Genomic DNA, 14,620 nt, shown 5'->3' on the forward strand with positions numbered 1-14,620 from the left:
GGCAGGATGTATGCCGTGGCGGGACGGGTCAAGGATGAAGACATCGCGCTCGTCCGCGACCGCACGTCGATCGCCGACATCATCAGTGAGTCGGTGACGCTGCGCTCCGCGGGCGGCGGCAACCTCAAGGGGCTGTGCCCCTTTCACGACGAGAAGACACCGTCGTTCACCGTGGCCCCTGCCCGAAATGTCTATTACTGCCACGGCTGCGGCGCTGGTGGCGACGCGATCAAGTTCCTCATGGACGCCGAGCACCTGTCGTTCATGGAATCGATCGAGCGGCTGGCCGGGCGGGCCGGCATCCAGCTGCGGTACGACGAGACCGGCGCCCCGAGCGGGCCGCGACCCCAGACCGGGCAGCGGCAGCGGCTGCTGGCGGCGCACGTCGCGGCGACCGACTTCTATCGCGACCAGCTCGGCACGCCGGGCGCCCGCAAGGCCCGTCAGTTCCTGGCCGAGCGCGGTTTCGGGCGCGACGCGGCCGAGAAGTACGGCTGCGGGTTCGCCCCCGACTCGTGGGACGCGCTGGCCAAGCACCTGCGGCAGAAGGGCTTCACGGCCGAGGAGCTGAACACGGCCGGGCTGACCAAACCGGCCCGGTCCGGCTCCATCATCGACCGGTTCCGGCGGCGGCTGCTGTGGCCGATCCGCGACCTGTCGGGCGACGTGATCGGCTTCGGCGCGCGCAAGCTGTTCGACGACGACGACGGCCCGAAATACCTGAACACGCCCGAGTCGCCGCTCTACAAGAAGTCGCACGTGCTCTATGGCATCGACCACGCCAAGCGCGAGATCGCCAAGCGCGGCCGGGCCGTGATCGTCGAGGGCTACACCGACGTGATGGCCTGTCACGAGGCGGGTGAGCCGACCGCCGTGGCCACCTGCGGCACCGCGTTCGGCATCGACCACATCGGCGTGCTGCGGCGGCTGCTGATGGACAGCGACAGCTTCACCGGCGAGATCATCTACACGTTCGACGGCGACGCCGCCGGCCAGAAGGCCGCCCTGCGCGCCTTCGAGGAGGATCAGCGGTTCGTCGGGCGGACGTTCATCGCGGTCAGCCCCGACAACATGGACCCGTGCGAGCTGCGGCTGGCCCGGGGCGACCTGGCCGTCCGCGACATGATCGCCGGGCGCGAGCCGCTGGTCGACTTCGCGTTGCGGCACACCATCGCGCGCTTCGATCTCGACACGGTCGAGGGCCGCGTCGAGGCCATGCGCAAGGCGGCCCCGCTCGTCGCCAAGATCAAAGACCGGGAGAAGCGTCCCGAGTACGCGCGCAAGCTGGCCGGTGACCTCGGGATGGACCTCGAGCCGGTGCAGCGGGCCGTCGCCGCCGCTCAGCGCGGCGCCGAATCGGAGCAGCCGGCGCGCCCGCCCGCGCCGGTGGCCGAGGCCCCGCAGCGGCTGGTCGAGCGCGAGGCGCTCAAGCTGGCCCTGCAGGAGCCGGTGCTGGCCGGCCCGATGTTCGACGTGGTCGGCCCCGAGAACTACGCCGACCCGGTCTACCAGGCCGTCCGGGTCGCGGTCGACGGCGCCGGCGGGGCCTCCTCGGTGTCCTCGGGCGGCGTCGTGTGGATCGAGAAGGTCCGCGACACCTGCACCGACCTGGCCGGGCAGGGCCTGATCTCGGCGCTGGCGGTCGAGCCGCTGCGGATCGACGGCGCGGCCGACCCGGTCTACGTCCGCAAGACGCTGGCCCGCCTGCAATGGGGTGCGGTGACGACCCGGATCCGGGATCTGAAGTCCAAGGTGCAGCGGATGAACCCGGTGGCCAACAAGGATGCCTACCTCGCCCTCGCCGGCGAGCTATTCTCGCTCGAACAGCAGGCCCGTGCCCTGCGTAACCAGGCAGCAGGTGGAGAGTGAACTTCCTTCGGCGGAAGCCGTCCCTCCCGGCCGCGCTCAAGCCCCGGCTCTCGCCCGAGGAGCGGGTGGTGGCGTGGTCGCTGGTCACTGAGGACAAGGCCGTTGTCGCGACCAACCACGGTCTGTGGCTGCCCGGCTCGCCCCAGTTCCTGGGCTGGCACGACATCCACAAGGCGGCCTGGTCGGGGCGCGAGCTGCGGATCACCCCGGCCGAGATCGCTGAGGAACGCGAGACCTACACGGTCTTCGTGGACGGCCCGATCCTGACGTTCCTGCTGCTCGAGCCGGGGGAGCTGCCCGACCAGGTGCGCACCCGGGTGACGAAGTCGGTGGCCTACACGACCCACCACCCGCTGGCGTCCGGCGCGGGCGGGGTACGGGTGGTCGGGCGGCGGGTGGCCGGGCGCAACGGGCTCACCTGGGCCGTCCGCTACGACGCGGGCACGCCGGTCGAGCTGCCGGCCGTGGTCGAGCTGACAGATCAGCTCGTCGCCACCGCGCAGGGGACGATGGCGCCGCCGGACTGAATTCCGGTCGTTTCTGTCGTACCCCCTCTCTAGGGTCTTGAGCGTGACCTCCCTCATCCACGCTCGTGGTCTGATCAAGCGCTTCGGCGACTTCACCGCCGTCGACGGCATCGACGTCGATGTGCAGCGGGGCGAGGCGTTCGGCTTCCTCGGGCCCAACGGCGCGGGCAAGAGCTCGACCATGCGCATGATCGGGTGTGTGTCCCCGCCCAGCGAGGGCGTGCTCGAGATCCTCGGCCTGGATCCGCGGCGCGACGGCCCCCGCATCCGGGCCAAGCTCGGCGTCTGTCCCCAGCTCGACAACCTCGACATCGAGCTGACCGTGCGGGAAAACCTGACCACGTACGCGCGCTTCTTCGGCATCGCGCGCAAAGAGGCCCGCCGCCGGGCCGACGAGCTGCTCGACTTCGTGCAGCTCACCGAGCGGGCCGACAGCAAGGTCGAGCCGCTCTCGGGCGGCATGAAGCGGCGGCTCACGATCGCCCGGGCGATGGTCAACCAGCCCGAGATGGTGCTGCTCGACGAGCCCACCACCGGCCTCGACCCGCAGGCCCGCCACCTGGTGTGGGAACGGCTGTTCCGGCTCAAGCAACAGGGTGTGACGCTGGTGCTCACCACCCACTACATGGACGAGGCCGAGCAGCTCTGCGACCGGCTCGTGGTGATGGACGGCGGCCGCATCGTGGCCGAGGGCTCGCCGCGCTCGCTGATCGAGCGGTATTCGACCCGCGAGGTGGTCGAGCTGCGCTTCAACACCGACGACCAGGCGGCCTACGCCGACAAGCTGGCCGGGATCGGCGACCGGCTCGAGGTGCTGCCCGACCGCATCCTGCTCTACGTCGAGGACGGCGACGGCGCGGCCGACGAGGTCAACCGGCGCTCGCTCAGCCCGGCCGGCGTGCTCGTGCGCCGCAGCAGCCTGGAAGACGTTTTCCTGCACCTCACCGGCCGGACGCTGGTCGACTGATGACCGCCACGCTCTCCGTCCTGGAATACCACCTGGTCAACTATCGGCGCACCTGGCGCTCGAGCGCGCTCTCGACGCTGGTCATGCCCCTGCTCACGCTGCTGGGGTTCGGCATCGGGGTCGGGGCCTACGTGCGCGGCGGCATCGACGGGGTGCCCTACATCGACTGGATCGTGCCCGGCCTGATCGCCTCGACGGCCATGCAGGCGGCGTTCGGCGAGGCCACCTGGCCGGTGCTCAGCTACTTCGAGTGGCTCAAGGTCTATTTCGCGCAGGCCGCGGCGCCGCTGCGGGTGGCCGACATCATCGGTGGCCACCTCGCCTTCATGCTGTTCCGGGTGCTGCTCACCGCGACGGCGTTCCTGGCCGTGGCGGCCGCCTTCGGCACGCTGCACTCGTGGTGGGCGCCGCTGACCCTGGTCGTGGCGCTGCTGGTCGGCCTGGCCTCGGCCGCTCCCACGATGGCGTACGCGGCCAGCATCACGAGCGACAGCTATCTGATCATCCTGATGCGGTTCGCGGTGCTGCCGATGTCGCTGTTCTCGGGGGTGTTCTTCCCGATTGAGTCGCTGCCCCTGCTGCTGCGCTGGGTGGCCTACGTGTTCCCGCTGTGGCACGGGGTCGAGCTGAGCCGCGACGCGATGCTCGGCCTCGACCCGGGGCTGATCGGCCTGCTCCACGTGGCCGTGCTGCTGGCCTGGTGCGTCGCCGGCTGGCTGCTGGCCCACGCCCGTTTCCGTCGCCGGCTGGTGGTCTGATCATGGTGACTCTGGTGATGCCGCGCCTGCTCTCGTTCGAGGGCACGGGCCGGCGGGCGGCCTCGGTCACCGAGCGCAACATCTCGACGCTGCGCTCGGCCTACTGGGTGGTCATGGTGTCCGGCTTCCTCGAGCCGGTGCTCTACCTGTTCTCGATCGGCGTCGGCGTGGGCGCCCTGATCGGCGACATCACGCTGCCCGGGGGCGATGTGGTGGGCTACGCCGAGTTCGTGGCGCCGGCCATGCTGGCGGCGTCGGCCATGACCGGCGCGCTGGCCGAGACCACGTTCAACTTCTTCGGCAAGATGAAGTTCGTCCGGCTCTACGAGGGCATCCTGGCCACGCCCGTGCGCCCGATCGAGATCGCCCTGGGCGAGCTGGCCTGGGCGATGGCCCGCGGCGTGATCTACTCGGCCGCGTTCGTGGTGATCATGACGCTGATGGGCCTGACCACCTGGACCCGGGCCCTGATCATGCTGCCGGCCACGCTGCTGGTCGGGCTGGCCTTCGGGGCTTTGGGCATGGCCGTGACCACGATCATCCGCAGCTGGCAGGATTTCGACCTCATCGCGGCCGGGCAGTTCGCGCTGTTCCTGTTCTCCGGCACTTTTGTTCCGCCCACCGCCTATCCCGAGGTCGTGCGCTGGCTGATCGAGGTGACGCCGCTGTACCGCTCGGTCGACCTGATTCGCGCGCTGAGCACCGGCACAACGGGCTGGTTGCAACTGCTCGACGTGGCCTACTTGCTGGCTCTGATGGCCCTGGGCCTTACCGTTGCCGGCCGCCGCATGGCCAAGCAGCTGACGAAATAGCGGGTCGCGGCCCGGCTACCCCGAGCTGTCCCGGCCAGGTCCTCGCTCTCGGTCGGGGTCGGGCGAGCGCTGCCTCGTTTCTTTTTCGCGGGGTCGGGCGGGGAGCGTTCGCGCTGGCCCCGCCCTTCTGTGCTGCCCCGTCGGCGAGAACGTCGGCGTTCCCGAACGAGCAGAAGGTGGTTAAGGGCGGTTGGTGGCGGGCATCACGTCATCGGGCCGTTGCGAAACGTCACCGCGGAGCCGCATGACGAAGCGGGCGGCCTGGCCGAGGACGGTGTGTGCCTGGAGGAACCGCGATGAAGTTGGGTCACAAGCACGATGACGACAAGGCGAACTCCTCGCCCGACGCCGAGCGTGCTCGCAGCAAGGGCGCCGAGGACTACGACGTCGCCAGCACCAGGACCGGCGAGGACAAGCCGGCCGACCTGTCGGCGCCGTCGCCTGACGCCGGCCCGGACAGCCCGACCCAGCTCAAGGGCAAGGGCCTGATCGCCGCCGTGAAGCGGACGTTCAAGCAGTTCTCGGAGGACAACGTCTCCGACTGGGCGGCCGCCCTCACCTACTACGGCGTGCTCTCGATCTTCCCGGGCGCGCTGGTGCTGGTGTCGATCCTGGGGATGCTGAGCGACGACGGCCAGCAGACCGTGCAGGAAACCGTGGGTGAGATCGCCAACAACCAGCAGATCGAAGACCTCGTCAACACGGTCCTGAGTCAGGTGCAGGACACCGGGGCGGCCGGCTTCGCCGCGATCGTCGGTCTGCTCCTGGCCTTCTGGTCGGCCTCCGGCTACGTGGCCGCCTTCATGCGGGCCTCGAACGCCGTCTACGACGTGCCCGAGGGCCGGCCGATCTGGAAGACGCTGCCGATCCGGGTCGGCGTGACCGCGGTCATCGGCATCATGCTCATCCTGTCGGCCGTGATCGTCGTCTTCACCGGCGACCTGGCGCAGGTGGTCGGCGAGAAGATCGGGCTCGGTGGCGTCGCCGTCACGGTGTGGAGCATCGCCAAGTGGCCGGTGCTGATCATGCTGGTCAGCCTGATGTTCGCGATCCTCTACTGGGCCTCGCCGAACGCCAAGACGGGCGGTTTCCGCTGGGTCAGCCCGGGCGGCATCTTCGCCGTCGTGCTGTGGCTGGTCGCCTCCGGCGCGTTCGCCATCTACCTGGCCAACTTCGCCAACTACAGCAAGACGTACGGGACCCTGGGTGGTGTCATCGCCTTCCTGGTCTGGCTGTGGATCTCGAACATCGCGATCCTGCTCGGTGCGGAGCTCGACGCCGAGCTCGAGCGGGGCCGCGCGATCGCCGCCGGCCACGACCCGTCGGATGAGCCTTTCCTGGAGCTGCGCGACGACCGCAAGCTCAAGAAGGGCAGCGAACAAGGGCTGAGTACAAGCTGATCCGAGAACGAAAGACCCCCGGTCGCCATCGGCGATCCGGGGGTCTTCGCATGCCCGGGCAACCCGGAGCGGGCGAGCGAAGCAGACCTAGGTCAACAGTCGATAACGAACGCAACTTTTGCTCCAATAGACAAAAGTTAGGAATGATCTTCGAGAAGGTATGGACTCCGAAGGCACGACGCGCCTACTGTGACCGTCACAACACCGAGGGGTTACCCCGGTGTTAAGCGTCTCCGGAGGTCTTTCGTGCACGTGGCCGATGCTCCCCACCTGCGGGTCCTGCGCCTGCTGCGGGATGAGGGACCGGTGTCCCGGGCCGAGCTGGGTGACCGTCTCGAGCTGACCCGCCCCCGGCTGCTGGCCGAGGTCGAACGGCTCGTCGCGGCCGGCCTGATCGCCGAGGCCGGCATGGCCGCCTCCCGCGGCGGGCGACGCTCGACGCTGGTCGAACTGCACCCGCGCCTGCGCTTCGCGGCCGTCGACCTGGGCGCCAGCTCGATCGACATAGAGGTCACGAACGGCCGGCTCGAGCCTGTGGCCACCTACCGCGAGACGGCCGACATCCGCTCGGGGCCGCGGCAGATACTGCACCGGGTCAACGAACTGCTGCACAAGGCTCGTACCGACGGCGCCTACGACCGGCTCGACGCGGTCGGCATCGGCGTTCCCGGCCCGGTCAGCTTCCGCGACGGCGTGCCGGTGTCGCCCCCGATCATGCCCGGGTGGGACCGCTACCCGGTCCGCGAGCTGCTGGCCCGCGAGCACGGCTGCCCGGCCGTGGTCGACAACGACGTGAACATCATGGCCATCGGCGAGCGCCACGGCGGGGTCGCCCACTCGGTCGACGACTTCCTGTTCGTCAAGATCGGCACCGGCATCGGCTGCGGCATACACCTCGGCGGCACCGTCTACCGCGGGGTCGACGGGTGCGCGGGCGACATCGGCCACATCCAGGTCGACCCCAGCGGCCCGGTCTGCTCGTGCGGCAACACCGGCTGCCTCGAGGCTCTGTTCAGCGGCTTCGCCCTGGCCCGGGACGCGCTGGCCGCGGCCCGCTCGGGCGACTCGCCGGCCCTGGCCGAGCGGCTGGCCGCCTATCAGGCCGCGCTCCAGGCGGCCGACGAGGCCGCGGGCGAGGACGACGACCGCCCCGAGCCGGCCATCCACATCTCGGCCCGCGATGTCGCCGACGGCGCCGCCGAGGGCGATGTCACCTGCATCCGCCTCATCCGCGAGGGTGGTCGCCGCGTCGGCGGTGTCCTGGCCACCCTGGTGTCCTTCTCCAACCCTTCGATGATCGTCATCGGCGGCGGTCTGGCCCTGCTGGGTCACGTGCTGCTCGCCGAGATCCGCAGTGTGGTCTACCGCCGGTCGCTGCCCCTGGCCACCGGCAACCTCCCCGTTGTCCTTTCGGAGCTGGGCAGCCGGGCCGGTGTCACCGGCGCCGCCGTGCTGGCCAGCGACACGGCTTTCGAGCAGGCCTCATGACCGTTCCCGCCCCACGCGACGGCGCTGCCGCCGACGCGTCCACCGCCCTCAAGACTGATGAAACTGTGCCTGCCCCGCCGGACGAGACGAACGGCGGTGAGGGCCCCGGCGACGTGGTCCTGCGCCTGACCGACGTGGTCAAGACCTTCCCGGGCGTCCGGGCCCTCGACGGTGTGCAGCTCGAAGTGCGCGCCGGTGAGGTCCACTGCCTGCTCGGGCAGAACGGCGCCGGCAAGTCGACCCTGATCAAGACGCTGGCCGGTGTGCACCGGGCCGACGGTGGCGAGATCACCTGGCTCGGCGAGCCGTTCGCTCCGGCCACCCCACAGGCCGCCATGCGGGCCGGGATCGCCACGATCTATCAGGAACTCGACCTCGTCGACGACCTGTCCGTGGCCGAGAACGCGTTCCTCGGCCACGAGGACAGCAAGCTCGGCTTCACCCGCCGGCGCTCCACCGCGTCCCGCACCCGGGAGATCCTGGCCCGTCTCGGCCATGCCGAGATCCCGCCGCGGCAGGCCGTGCGATCGTTGCCGGCCGCCGGCAAGCAGGTCGTCAGCATGGCCCGTGCGCTCTCGCACGAGGCCCGGCTGATCGTCATGGACGAGCCCAGCGCTGTGCTCGCTCATGACGAGGTCGAGAACCTGTTCCGGATCATCCGGGAGCTGACAGCCCAGGGCATCGCGGTCATCTACATCTCGCACCGGCTCGAGGAGATCCGCGAGATCGGCGACCGGGTGACCGTGCTCAAGGACGGCCGCACCACGGCGGCCAACCTGCCCGCCCGGGGCACCCCGACGCGCGACCTGGTGAGCCGGATGACCGGCCGCACCATCGAGTACGTCTTCCCGCCCCGCCGCCCGGCCGAGCAGCGCGACCCGCTGCTGGTCGTCGACGGGCTGGGCCGCACCGGCGAGTTCGCCGACGCCAGCCTCACCGTCGCGCCGGGCGAGATCGTCGGCATCGCCGGGCTGGTCGGGTCGGGCCGGTCCGAACTGCTCGAGACCATCTTCGGCGCCCGCACGGCCGACACCGGCACGGTGACGCTCGACGGCGCGCGGATCACCAGCGTCGGCCGGGCGGTCCGCAACGGCATGGGCATGGCGCCCGAGGAACGCAAGAGCCAGGCCCTGCTGCTCGACGAGCCGGTCTACAAGAACATGACGCTCGCGTCGTTCAGCAACTTCGCCAAGGTCGGGTTCACCGACGTGGCCGGCGAGCGCAAGGCCGCGGAAAAGACGGCCGACGCGCTGGAACTGCGCCCGCGTGACGTGAACCGCCCGATCCGCACCCTCTCGGGCGGCAACCAGCAGAAAGTCGTCGTCGGCCGGTGGCTGCTCGAGGACACCAAGCTGCTGCTGCTCGACGAGCCCACCCGGGGTGTCGACGTCGGCGCCCGGGCCGAGCTCTACCAGGTCATCCACGACCTGGCCGAGCGAGGCGTGGGGGTGCTGCTGGTCTCCAGCGAGGTGCCCGAGGTGCTCGGTCTGGCCGACCGGGTGCTGGTGATGCGCGAGGGCCGGATCATCCACGAGGCCGCGGCCGGCGACATCGACGAGGACGCCGTCCTCGACATGATCATGGCCGGATCGCTGACCACTGAGTCCATTCTGGAAGGGGAGCCAGCATGACTACCCAGACGGCGCCCCCGGAGGCGCCCATCAAGCAGCAGCGCCGCAAGCTCGACGAGAACACCCTGCGCAATCTGGGCCTCGTCGGCGTGCTGGTCCTCCTGATCGTGGTCGGCATCATCACCAAGCCCGACCTCTACAGCGACCCGACCTGGGTCAAGAACAACTTCCTGACGATCCTGCAGCAGGCGTCGGCGATCGGCGTGGTCACGGTCGGCATGACCTTCGTGATCATCGGGGGCGGCATCGACCTGTCGGTCGGCGCGATCATCGCCCTGGCCGGGGTCTGGGCCACCACACTGGCGACCCAGAGTTACGGTGCGGGCGGCATGATCTTCACGGCTCTGGTCGTGGGCATCGCGGTCGGCCTCGTCAATGGCGTTCTCATCTCGTACGGGAAATTGGTGCCCTTCATCGCCACCCTGGCGATGCTGGTGGCCGCCCGCGGTCTGGCCGCCCAGATCTCCGGCAAGCAGACCCAGGTGTCGGCCAACGACTTCATCAACAGCCTGGCCAGCGAGCGTCTGCTCGGCATCCCGCTGCTGGTCTGGATCCTGTTCCTGGTCGTCGCCGCGGGCTGGGTCCTGCTCAACCGCACCACCTTCGGCCGGCGCACGGTCGCGGTCGGCGGCAACCCCGAGGCGGCCCGGCTGGCCGGCATCAACGTCAAGCGGCACACCCTGCTGCTCTACGCGCTCTCGGGCCTCTGCTGCGGCATCGGCGCGATCATGCTGACCTCGCAGGCGACCAGCGCTCAGGCCGCCATGGCGAACCTGTACGAACTCGATGCGATCGCAGCCGCGATCATCGGTGGCACGCTGCTCAGCGGCGGCCGCGGCACTATTGTCGGCGCCCTCTTCGGGGTGCTGGTCTTCTCCACCATCACCAACCTGTTCGCCATCAACAACCTCTCCACCGAGGTCCAGAACATGGTGAAGGGCGCGATCATCGTGCTCGCCGTCCTGATCCAGCAGTTCCGCTACAAATCACTCACGCAACTGTTCAAGCGCTGATCTTTCTTTCGCCCGGATCCGCCCGGCCGGGTACCCCCTTGGGAGGAATCATGTCCGCTTTGTCCCGTAGGCGCATTCTGTTCGGCGGCGCGGCCGTCGGCGCCGGCGCCCTTCTCACCGCCTGCACGAGCAACGAGCCCGACAACACCGCGCAGGTGAACACCAACACCGACACCAGCGCCAACCCGAACGCGGCGACCGGCGAGAAGGTCATCATCGGCTTCTCGGCCCCGGCCGCCGACCACGGCTGGCTCGCGGCGATCACCAACAACGCCAAGGCCCAGGCCGCGGCGTACTCCGACGTGGAGTTCAAGCCCGTCGAGTCGGGCGCCGACGCGGCCGCCCAGCGCGCCGCGATCGCCACGCTCATCGCACAGAAGCCGACCGTGCTCGTGATGCTCCCGGCCGACGGCAAGGAGCTCGACGCGACCGGCCTCGAGGCGATGAAGGCCGGCATCCCGGTCATCAACCTCGACCGGGCGTTCCCGTCGCGGGCCGCCTTCCGCCTGCAGATCAAGGGCGACAACTTCGGCATGGGCACCGCCGCCGGCCACTACATCGGCGACCAGCTCAAGGCCAAGGGCGTCACCAACCCGATCATCGGCGAGATTCCGGGCATCGACTCCCTCGAGCTCACCCAGGAGCGCAGCGAGGGCTTCAAGATCGCCCTGGCCGAGTACGGCTTCAAGGTCGCCAACCGGCGCCCGGCCGAGTTCACCGCCGACTCCGGCCAGGCCGCCGCGACCGCGCTGCTGCAGGCGCTGCCCAAGATGGACGCTCTCTGGAACCACGACGACGACCAGGGCATCGGCGTGCTCGCCGCGATCAAGCAGACCAACCGCAGCGAGTTCTTCATGGTCGGCGGGGCCGGCTCCAAGGCGGCCATCGACGCGATCACCAAGGACGACTCGGTGCTCAAGGCGACGGTCACCTACAGCCCCTCGATGGCGTCGTCGGCCATCTCGCTGGCCCGGCTCATCGGCCAGGGCAAGGGCATGAGCGACCTGGTCGAGCTGCAGGTGCCGCAGGAGATCACTCTCGCGTCCGAGACGATCACCAAGGACAACGCCGCGCAGTACGCCAAGCTCGGCTTCTGATCCGGGCCTCGTCAAAAAGGAGAATCGATGTCGGAGCAGCTGCGGGTCGGCATGGTCGGCTACGCCTTCATGGGCGCCACACACTCGGTGGCGTGGCGCACTGTCAACCACGCGTACGACCTGCCGCTGTCGGCACAGATGACCGCGGTGAGCGGCCGTTCCCCGGAAGGGGTGGCGGCCGCCGCTGCGAAGCTCGGGTGGGCCGGGCACACCACGGACTGGCGAACGCTGATCGATCGGGACGACATCGACCTGATCGACATCTGCACCCCCGGTGACACCCACGCCGAGATCGCCCTGGCCGCGCTGGCCGCGGGCAAGCACGTGCTGTGCGAGAAGCCCCTGGCCAACACGGTGGCCGAGGCCCGCGAGATGGCCGCGGCCGCGGCCAGGGCGGCGGCCTCGGGCGTACGGGCCATGTGCGCCTTCAACTACCGCCGGGTGCCCGCCGTGGCCCTCATGCGGAAGTTCGTGCAGGACGGCCGGATCGGCACGATCCGTCACGTGCGCGCCTCCTACCTGCAGGACTGGATCGTCGACCCGCAGTTCCCGCTGGTCTGGCGACTGCAGAAAGACCTGGCGGGCTCGGGCGCGCTGGGTGACATCGGCGCCCACATCATCGACCTGACCCAGTTCGTGACCGGGCAGTCGATCAGTTCGGTGTCGGCGCTGACCGAGACGTTCATCAAGCAGCGCCCGCTCACGTCCGGATCGTCCGGGCTGTCGGCGTCGTCCGACGGCACCAACCTGGGTGACGTGACCGTCGACGACGCGGCGCTGTTCCTGGCCCGGCTCGACGGGGGCGCGGTGGCCACGTACGAGGCGACGCGTTTCGCCACCGGCCGCAAGAACGCGCTGCGGGTCGAGCTCAACGGCTCGCTGGGCTCGCTGGCGTTCGACTTCGAACGGCAGAACGAGCTCGAGTTCTACGACGCCGCGCTGCCCAGCACCGAGCAGGGCTTCAGTCGCATCCTGGTCACCGAGGCCGACCACCCGTACATCGCGGCGTGGTGGCCGCCGGGTCACGGCATCGGCTACGAGCACACGTTCACCCACGAGGTGCGCGACCTGATCGAGGCGATCGCCACCGGTCAGCAGCCCACCCCGTCGTTCGCCGACGCGCTGCAGGTGCAGCTCGTGCTGGACGCGGTGAGCCGGTCGGCCGAGTCGGCGCAGTGGACGACCGTGGAGCCGGCCCTGGAACCGGTCTGATCAGCCGGTGTGACAGACGTCCGTCGCGGGCCGGCGAGGGATCGGCGCGGTTGCGCCCCGCGCCGGGCCGGCCCGTGACGGAACTTCACGGCCGCTGGTAACCACACACGTCGTACAACCAGTGGTCGTAGTAGCGGCGGACGGCGTCGCGGTCATGGTGGTCGAGCTCGAGCCACTCACGCGCGGCGTCGGCCGCCCGGTCGGACTCCCATTCGTTCTCGCCCAGGCACCCCCACACCAGGTAGAGGCTGGTCGCGAAATCCTCGGTCTCCAGATGGTCGTGGAGCGCGGCCAGAATGGTGGCCGTCGGGACCGACGCGTCGTCGGACACGATCACCTGGCGCATCAGCGTGCGCATCTCGTCGAGGTAGGCGGGCGCCCGGCGCTGATCACTCACATGCGAACCATGACACGGTTACCGGGCGAAGTGATTACCGGTCTCACCCGGCGGGGTGAGCCGATGTCACCCGTTCACGAGGCGGGTCAGGTTCGTCAGGCTGGTGACCAGGGCAGTCGTGTAGCCGAGGATGCGGCCGGCCCACTTCACCACGGCCGACGCGATCTGGGCGGCGACGATCGGGATGGTCACGACGAGCAACGCCTCGGCGGCCCAGACGATCACGCGGGCCACCAGGTCGGCGATCAGGTCCCGGACGATGTCGCGGGTGAACATGACGAGGTTGCCGGCCGCCTGCGTGGCCGAGGACATGGTCGCGGCCAGCGAGGACAGACCGCCCAGGGCGTCGACGTTGTTGGCCATCAGGCTCTGGTAGGTCATCGCGGCCGGCCCCGTCCAGTCGGGCACATCGGCGGCCAGCGCGCCCTGCAGGTCGGCCGACATGGCAGCCAGCTCGCCGGCCATGTTCTGCCAGGTGGCAGCGTGCGCGGCGACCCGGTCGGGCATGCCCGCCAGCTTGTCGAGGACCTCGCGCAGCGGTTCGAAATACTCCATCGCCCAGCCCAGCCCGTTGGCCAGCAGCGTGCTGAACGGGTCGAGCACGGCTGAGGCGGCCTCAAGCGCGAAGGCCCCACCGGCGAGTGCCTGGTCGACCCAGCTGCCGCCGGCGATCGACTGTTGCAACCCCTGGAAGCTGTCGACCAGCGAGGCGCCGGACGTGCCCGGCCCGGTCGACGCGACCGCGATCAGATTGGTCATCCGACCCCACCGGCCTTACGCAGCCGATTGGCCGCGTCGTCGTCGGCCCGCTCGTAGTCCTCACTCGTGCGGACGAGCGCGTCGGACGCCAGGCGCAAATTCTCTTCGACGTACGCGTAGAGCTCGTCCTGCTTCGCGTGCCGGGCCTCGAGAATGCCCGCCATCCACCCACAGAGCAGCCCGTACGCCGCATCGTCCTGAACAATGGCCGTGCTGGCGGTCTTGACGGCCGCGAACCGCTGCTGAACGGCATCGATCTTCGTGGCGTGCGCCCGGATCTGCTGCGCGTCGACCTGGAACCCGTCACTCATCGCGCGCCCCTCGCAGCTGCTCCTCGATCGCCCGCCCCGCCGCCGACGCCGGCCCCAGGGTGTCGTCGATGATCTCTTTGCTGAGCACGGCCACCTTGCGCCGCGCGCTACCCAGCGCGGTCATCACGGCCCGCGAGACGGCCTCCGGCGCGACCCGCTGGATCCGCTCGGTGAAGCGAACATCGAGCACATGCCCACTCGAATCGACGGTCACCTCGACCAGCCCGTTGCCGTCGACCGCAGTGATCCGCAGGTCACCGAGCCGATCGGCCATGGCCTGGGTGGCCGCGGCGGCCCGATCGACACGCCCCTTCCAGTCCCGCAGATACTCACGGGAACTGTCCGGGTCCAGCAGAGGCTCGGTCATCGTTTCTTTCTA

At 69.7% G+C, this 14,620-nt stretch carries 15 protein-coding genes; 11 read left to right on the top strand and 4 right to left on the bottom strand.

What is annotated here, in order from left to right:
- The first annotated feature begins 6 nt into the window (after nt 1-6).
- The 11 genes from dnaG to M1L60_RS28995 all read left to right on the top strand — a co-directional run bounded on the left by dnaG (nt 7) and on the right by M1L60_RS28995 (nt 12,774).
- The gene (dnaG, locus tag M1L60_RS28945; protein WP_253240698.1) at nt 7-1,869 is read left to right on the top strand and encodes a DNA primase; all 1,863 of its coding nucleotides are present in this window, start codon (nt 7-9) and stop codon (nt 1,867-1,869) included.
- Nucleotides 1,866-2,396 (top strand): hypothetical protein, encoded by a 531-nt coding sequence (locus M1L60_RS28950; RefSeq protein WP_253240699.1) that lies wholly within the window; start codon nt 1,866-1,868, stop codon nt 2,394-2,396. The genes dnaG and M1L60_RS28950 overlap by 4 nt, the downstream gene beginning before the upstream one ends.
- A 43-nt stretch (nt 2,397-2,439) precedes the next feature.
- On the top strand, nt 2,440-3,363 hold the full coding sequence (locus tag M1L60_RS28955) for an ABC transporter ATP-binding protein (protein WP_253240700.1): 924 nt from the start codon (nt 2,440-2,442) through the stop codon (nt 3,361-3,363).
- Nucleotides 3,363-4,121, top strand: a complete 759-nt coding sequence (locus M1L60_RS28960) for an ABC transporter permease (RefSeq protein WP_253240701.1) — start codon at nt 3,363-3,365, stop codon at nt 4,119-4,121. Before M1L60_RS28955 ends, M1L60_RS28960 begins: the two co-directional genes overlap by 1 nt.
- A 2-nt stretch (nt 4,122-4,123) precedes the next feature.
- A complete protein-coding gene (locus tag M1L60_RS28965; RefSeq protein WP_253240702.1) occupies nt 4,124-4,933 on the top strand; it encodes an ABC transporter permease in 810 nt (269 codons plus the stop codon).
- Nucleotides 4,934-5,229: 296 nt separating this feature from the next.
- On the top strand, nt 5,230-6,333 hold the full coding sequence (locus tag M1L60_RS28970) for a YihY/virulence factor BrkB family protein (RefSeq protein WP_253240703.1): 1,104 nt from the start codon (nt 5,230-5,232) through the stop codon (nt 6,331-6,333).
- Between the two features lie 246 nt (nt 6,334-6,579).
- Complete coding sequence (locus M1L60_RS28975) at nt 6,580-7,821, top strand: ROK family transcriptional regulator (protein ID WP_253240704.1); 1,242 nt, start codon at nt 6,580-6,582, stop codon at nt 7,819-7,821.
- A complete protein-coding gene (locus tag M1L60_RS28980) occupies nt 7,818-9,452 on the top strand; it encodes a sugar ABC transporter ATP-binding protein (protein WP_256517330.1) in 1,635 nt (544 codons plus the stop codon). Before M1L60_RS28975 ends, M1L60_RS28980 begins: the two co-directional genes overlap by 4 nt.
- The gene (locus M1L60_RS28985) at nt 9,449-10,465 is read left to right on the top strand and encodes an ABC transporter permease (RefSeq protein WP_253240705.1); all 1,017 of its coding nucleotides are present in this window, start codon (nt 9,449-9,451) and stop codon (nt 10,463-10,465) included. Before M1L60_RS28980 ends, M1L60_RS28985 begins: the two co-directional genes overlap by 4 nt.
- A gap of 50 nt (nt 10,466-10,515) precedes the next feature.
- A complete protein-coding gene (locus M1L60_RS28990; protein WP_253240706.1) occupies nt 10,516-11,562 on the top strand; it encodes a substrate-binding domain-containing protein in 1,047 nt (348 codons plus the stop codon).
- Between the two features lie 27 nt (nt 11,563-11,589).
- Nucleotides 11,590-12,774 carry a Gfo/Idh/MocA family protein gene (locus M1L60_RS28995; protein ID WP_253240707.1) on the top strand — a complete coding sequence of 395 codons (1,185 nt, stop codon included), beginning with the start codon at nt 11,590-11,592 and terminating at the stop codon, nt 12,772-12,774.
- Nucleotides 12,775-12,859: 85 nt separating this feature from the next.
- Here the strand turns inward: M1L60_RS28995 and M1L60_RS29000 are convergent, their stop codons facing one another.
- From M1L60_RS29000 to M1L60_RS29015, 4 genes are all read right to left on the bottom strand, one after another.
- Nucleotides 12,860-13,171: a hypothetical protein gene (locus tag M1L60_RS29000; protein WP_253240708.1), complete on the bottom strand. Its 312-nt coding sequence runs from the start codon at nt 13,169-13,171 to the stop codon at nt 12,860-12,862.
- A 66-nt stretch (nt 13,172-13,237) separates the two neighbouring features.
- Nucleotides 13,238-13,930, bottom strand: coding sequence for a WXG100 family type VII secretion target (locus tag M1L60_RS29005; RefSeq protein WP_253240709.1), 693 nt, complete (start codon nt 13,928-13,930; stop codon nt 13,238-13,240).
- Nucleotides 13,927-14,241: a type VII secretion target gene (locus M1L60_RS29010; protein ID WP_253240710.1), complete on the bottom strand. Its 315-nt coding sequence runs from the start codon at nt 14,239-14,241 to the stop codon at nt 13,927-13,929. Before M1L60_RS29010 ends, M1L60_RS29005 begins: the two co-directional genes overlap by 4 nt.
- Nucleotides 14,234-14,608, bottom strand: a complete 375-nt coding sequence (locus M1L60_RS29015; RefSeq protein WP_253240711.1) for a YbaB/EbfC family nucleoid-associated protein — start codon at nt 14,606-14,608, stop codon at nt 14,234-14,236. Before M1L60_RS29015 ends, M1L60_RS29010 begins: the two co-directional genes overlap by 8 nt.
- Nucleotides 14,609-14,620 lie beyond the last annotated feature (12 nt).

Origin of the sequence: Paractinoplanes aksuensis (assembly GCF_024137025.1) — a bacterium.
Classification (GTDB): domain Bacteria; phylum Actinomycetota; class Actinomycetes; order Mycobacteriales; family Micromonosporaceae; genus Actinoplanes; species Actinoplanes aksuensis.